Annotated in this window: 3 protein-coding genes; all 3 read left to right on the plus strand. The window is 37.3% G+C overall.

The features are described from left to right. The first annotated feature begins 148 nt into the window (after positions 1–148). Positions 149–2,896 (plus strand): type VI secretion system Vgr family protein, encoded by a 2,748-nt coding sequence (locus FTT84_RS16840; protein WP_180081924.1) that lies wholly within the window; start codon positions 149–151, stop codon positions 2,894–2,896. A 13-nt stretch (positions 2,897–2,909) separates the two neighbouring features. Further along, the gene (locus FTT84_RS16845) at positions 2,910–3,806 is read left to right on the plus strand and encodes a hypothetical protein (protein WP_180081926.1); all 897 of its coding nucleotides are present in this window, start codon (positions 2,910–2,912) and stop codon (positions 3,804–3,806) included. Positions 3,807–3,872: 66 nt separating this feature from the next. Next, positions 3,873–5,066, plus strand: a complete 1,194-nt coding sequence (locus FTT84_RS16850; protein ID WP_180081928.1) for a hypothetical protein — start codon at positions 3,873–3,875, stop codon at positions 5,064–5,066. Positions 5,067–5,155: the final 89 nt, after the last annotated feature.

Genomic DNA, 5,155 nt, shown 5'->3' on the forward strand with positions numbered 1-5,155 from the left:
TTTAACAATAATATTTTAAGTAATGAACAACAAAGATATTTAATACGACATTCCATGTCGTATGGCTTACGCCAGTCGCTTATATCCTCGTGCTGAACCACGAGGTTTTACGCTCCAAGTGATAAAAAATCGATTTTTGATAATAAACATGCTGAACAATATTTATTCTGCACTTGAAAAATTGGGCATTAGTCCACAAAAACGTGCCTTGCATATTCAATTTTCCAATACCACGCTGAATGAACAAGTATTCTTGCAACGTATTGATGGGGAACATGCCTTAAGTGAAGGTTTGAATGTTCAGCTCATCTGTCTCTCAACTTCTGCCACGCTCGAACTGAAACAATTTATTGGTACACAAGTCGCAATCGATCAGGTGACCGATGCTGGACAACTTTTCCGTATTACCGGGATCATTACAGAAGCATTTCAAGGCCAAAGTGATGGTGCATTAACGCTATATAAGTTGACCTTAGAAGATGCAACGGCATTGTGGTATAAGCGTCGTAATAGCCGTGTGTTTATGAATAAATCGGTCAAAGATGTGGTCGAGATTATTTTTAAGGAATGGCAAAAAAAGAGCCCACTTTTTGCAGCGAGCTTAAGTTTGGACTTAAGTGGCTTAAAAAAAGAGTATGACGTTCGACCATTCATGATGCAAAGTAATGAAACCGACTATGATTTTATTACCCGTTTACTACGCAGTGAAGGCATTCATTGGTTGGTTGATGAAGCTCAATCTTTTGTAACATCGTCTGCGACACCCATAGCAGCTCAAAAACTACGTTTGATTGATGAAAATAGCCAATATCAAGCTTTGGAGCGACGTAATATCCGTTTTCATCGCAGTAGTGCGACTGAAAAAAATGACAGTATGACCAGTTTTATCGGTCAGCGCAGTCTGCAACCGACGTCGGTACATGTGCAGCGGTGGCAAGCGGATGTGCTTGAACAGGACGAGGGTGGTGGTGCAGTACAAAGCAAGCACCTACATAGTCAAAATCAAGATAATGCGAGCTTAAGCTTAGAGCAGGCATGGCATGTGAGCCCTGCATGGATGCAAGATCTGAATGGTGAAGATGCTGCAACTGCCTCTAATAGTGCTCAAGTTGAACGTCTCAATCAAAATTTTAGTGATTATTATGCAGCTCAAGCCAAACAATTTATTGCCAAAAGTACCGTACGTGATACGCAAGTTGGTTATTGGTTCAAATTGGATGAGCATCCAGAGATTGACCAGCATCGTGGTGCAGATCAAGAATTTTTGATTTTATCCAAGTCTTTTTATAATCAAAATAATTTACCCAAAGACTTAACCGATCAAGTTACACAGTTAATCCATCAAAGTCAGTGGCAAGTCAAACAAAGCGATGCGGATGAACGCCAAGCCAATACCTTGGCTTTACAACGTCGAAATATAACGACCGTCCCTGAATTTAATCCACTTACACATCGACCAGTAACACATCCACAGCGTGCCAAAGTTGTGGGTCCTGCCGGTGAAGAAATCCATGTCGATGAGTGGGGACGGATTAAAGTCCGTTTCCTGTTTACCCGTTCTGATGATCATAGTCATGATGGCGGTGCAGGTGCGAACAATAATGACACAGACTCGGCTTGGGTTGATGTACTGACGCCTTGGGCCGGCGAAGGTTATGGCGCACGCTTCTTACCTCGAATTGGTGAAATAGTCGTCGTTGATTTCTTTGATGGCAACATTGACCGACCATTTGTCGTGGGGCGTATTCACGAAGCGCAGCGTAGTCCCACTAAATTTGACAATAAAGGACAATTACCCGATACCAAAAAACTCGCGGGAATTCGTTCCAAAGAAGTGGCGGGAGAGGGTTTTGGTCAATTACGCTTTGATGACACCACGGGGCAAATTAGTACCCAGCTGCAAAGTAGTCATGGTGCGAGCCAACTGAACCTCGGTAAGCTCAGTCATCCAAAAAATAAAGCAGAAAGTAAAGATCGGGGTGAAGGTTTTGAGCTGCGGACCGATCAATGGGGGGCAGTACGAGCTGGACAAGGTTTACTACTAAGTACTTATCAGCAAATTAAAGCATCTAAAGATCATCTACAGCTAAAAATGACTCAAGAGCAGTTTTTAGAGAGCTTGAACCAAGCAACAGCATTGAATAAGACGGCTGTAGAGTTGGAAAGTACATCGCTAGAAATTTTAAGCAAGTTCCAAGAATTTATTGAACAGCTTTCAACTGAAGATTTAGAAAAAGCGAATGCATTCAAATCGGCTGTGATGGTTCTAGCTTCACCAAAGAGTATAGGAATAAATAGTGAAGAAAATATCCATACTGTGGCGAAAGGCTTTATGGTTCATAGTGCAGGTGAAAGCATCAATATTTCTACTCAAAATAGCCTAATTGCTCAAGCGAGTAAAAAAATTAGTCTCTTTGCAGCAAGAGAAGATGCAAGTTTAATCACAGGTGTGGGTAAAATTTTAATTAAATCAATTTCTAATGCTTTAGATATTATTTCGAGAAAAGACTTAACAATTAAATCGACAGAAGGAAAGGTTTACATTACAAGTCCGACAGAAGTCGTGATTACGGGTGGGAGCTCTCAAATCAGTATAAAAGATACAGGAATTTATTCTAAAACTAGTGGTATTAATGAGTCTAAAGCTGGACAGCATGCTTTTAAATCTGGCGAATCGGTGGATAAAAGTATTATAGGAAATCAGCTCTATGATCTAAAAGTTAAGGTATTTGATGAAGTAAAAAATATTGCAGTTAAAAATACTAAATATCTCTTAACGTTAAGTGATGGCAGTGAGTTAGAGGGGACTACTGACGACAAGGGTTACACAGAGACAGCTTTGTCTTCTAAACAGTTAAAAATAAACTCTATTGAATTTATTGACGATCATAATTAGTTCTGGAAATGAGATGTCTGAACAAAAGAAAAGTATAAATCAAAGTTTGACACCAGTTGGAAATAATAGTGTTGCTAAGGTCTATGTGAATCCACAAGAAAAATGCAATACTGTTGTGAATATGGCACTAGACCATGTTTATGGAAATTGTGGTTATTACTATGTTCCTTATAAAGATGATCCTATAAAAAAAGGCGAAACCGTTAATAAAAATGGAATTAATATCCGATATTTCTTAAATCATGCAGATGTATTAATCGATGTTACAAAAACACAAGAACGTTGGCAACTCGCTTTAGAGGTTGCATTAAAGGTCATCAAAAATAGAGAATCTTTGCTTAAATTAGATGGGTCTGATCCAAACTGGTCACGTTACGCTGACTTTATGAAGCGTCATACAGCCACTTGCGGGCATCTGCCGCCTACTTATTATCGTGCGTATGGATACTATTACTGTTCACGTTTTGGTGCTTATTTACTCCCAAGTATGAAAAGCCCTGAGGGGAAAAGATGGTTAGTCAATGCCAGAAAATATTTACAAAAATATATGGATCTTGGTTTAGATCAAAATAATAAAGGCGATGTGATTAAATTGCCTTGTAAGTTAGCACCGAAAGCCAGTCAGAACATGACTTTTAAAAAGCAAACCGTTGAACTTAGTGATAAAGACTTTAAAACTTTTGCATTTAATTCGCATGTTCCAGCATATATAGATGGTGGCATTCAAGAAATTCCGTTTACTGATTTACTTCGTATTATTGCTGAGCCGAATCTTCAAGAATGGATGGATTTTGAAACATGGGATCAAGCGGTACAGGTAGCAGAAGTGGTTTATCCCTTTATAGGTGGAACGGCTAAATTCTTATTTGATAACACCATAAAACGCATACGATCAATTTTTGTGGATTAAGCCATGATCAAAAATAAGTACTTTATCTTTCTCCTCAGTCTTTTTTTCTTTACAGGATGCAGTCTAATGTGGGCAACTGAATTTGAGTTTGCTAAAAATAATTTTAATGGCGGGATCTTAGCGATTAACGCAAACAAAGACAAAGCATTGTTATTTTATATCAATCAAGAAAAAATTGAGTTTGTTGATATCTTAAATGAGAAAGGTGAATTTATAGATTCAAAGTATAAAGAAGAATGGATGAGAGACAATAGTCAAGTTTTAAACCGTATGACCGTTGAGGTGTTATCAGGGGGAAAAGGAAAGCCAGACAAATTAGTATTTAAAGAACCAGCTCAGACTGGACAATGGTGGCAATCAGCTGATCTTAACACGATTTATATTAATACCTATTTTTTAGATTATGTACTCGTCGATACGATTCCTGAACAAGATCAAATTAGAAAAGCACGACGTTATAAAATATTTAAATCGATAGATGGTGGAGAAACTTTTACTCAACTTAAAAGTTGGCCGCCATTTAGACAAGTTAAACAAGTACTTTTCGATGAAACTGGTGTATATGGATATGCCATAGGTGAGCAAAAGACGTTGTGGCGTACCTCTGATGCAGGAAAAACATGGATACAAATCCATATGCCAAAGCAAATTGTTGACCAATTAAATGCGATGAAATATGAATTTAGAATGGATGAGTTTTTTAACTCCTATCATTTTGATGAGAAAACCAAAGATTTTTATTTTTCTAATTTATTCGATCATCAAGGCCAATATCAAAGTGTGGTTTATAAGTTTCCGTGGAGTGATGATCCCAAAGACAATCGTATAGATCAATATTCACCTATCCTCACTCTACCAAAATCAGATATTGTGGATATTAATAGTGAAGGGGAAAAACTTTACGTTTTAGGGATGGTTTATGATTTTGAGAAAAAAACCTATGGTCATGTAGATACTGAAACTACCTTTTTAGTTGCCGCACCAAATGAACAAAATAAATATCAATGGCTTGAAAAAGTAAAAATTGGAAATGCATTACAGTTGAGTAAATTATATATGGGTCAGAATCGAGTTTTATACAGTTCAGGTTTTAAAAATTCAAATAACTACCCTTATCAAAGAGATATAGCAGCGGTTAGTTTTGATAAAGGTCGAAGTTGGCAAATTGATGAAGAAGGTAATATGATTCAGGCTTCTACTTTTGATAATAAAACTAATAAAGTTTTTCTTTGTACACGACAAAAAAAGATAACTCATTGAAATAATGGCATAATACTTGTTTTCTGACGACGAATATGATGACACATTTCAATGAGTTACATCTCATCTTAAACAAATATCTAAAGTGG

Source organism: Acinetobacter sp. YH01019 (assembly GCF_013420285.1).
Taxonomy (GTDB): domain Bacteria; phylum Pseudomonadota; class Gammaproteobacteria; order Pseudomonadales; family Moraxellaceae; genus Acinetobacter; species Acinetobacter gandensis.

Excerpts from the sequence above, each read along its gene's own strand:
- FTT84_RS16845 (WP_180081926.1), top strand. The coding sequence starts at position 2,910 with ATGTCTGAACAAAAGAAAAGTATAAATCAAAGTTTGACACCAGTTGGA.
- FTT84_RS16840 (WP_180081924.1), top strand. The coding sequence starts at position 149 with ATGCTGAACAATATTTATTCTGCACTTGAAAAATTGGGCATTAGTCCA.
- FTT84_RS16850 (WP_180081928.1), top strand. The coding sequence starts at position 3,873 with ATGTGGGCAACTGAATTTGAGTTTGCTAAAAATAATTTTAATGGCGGG.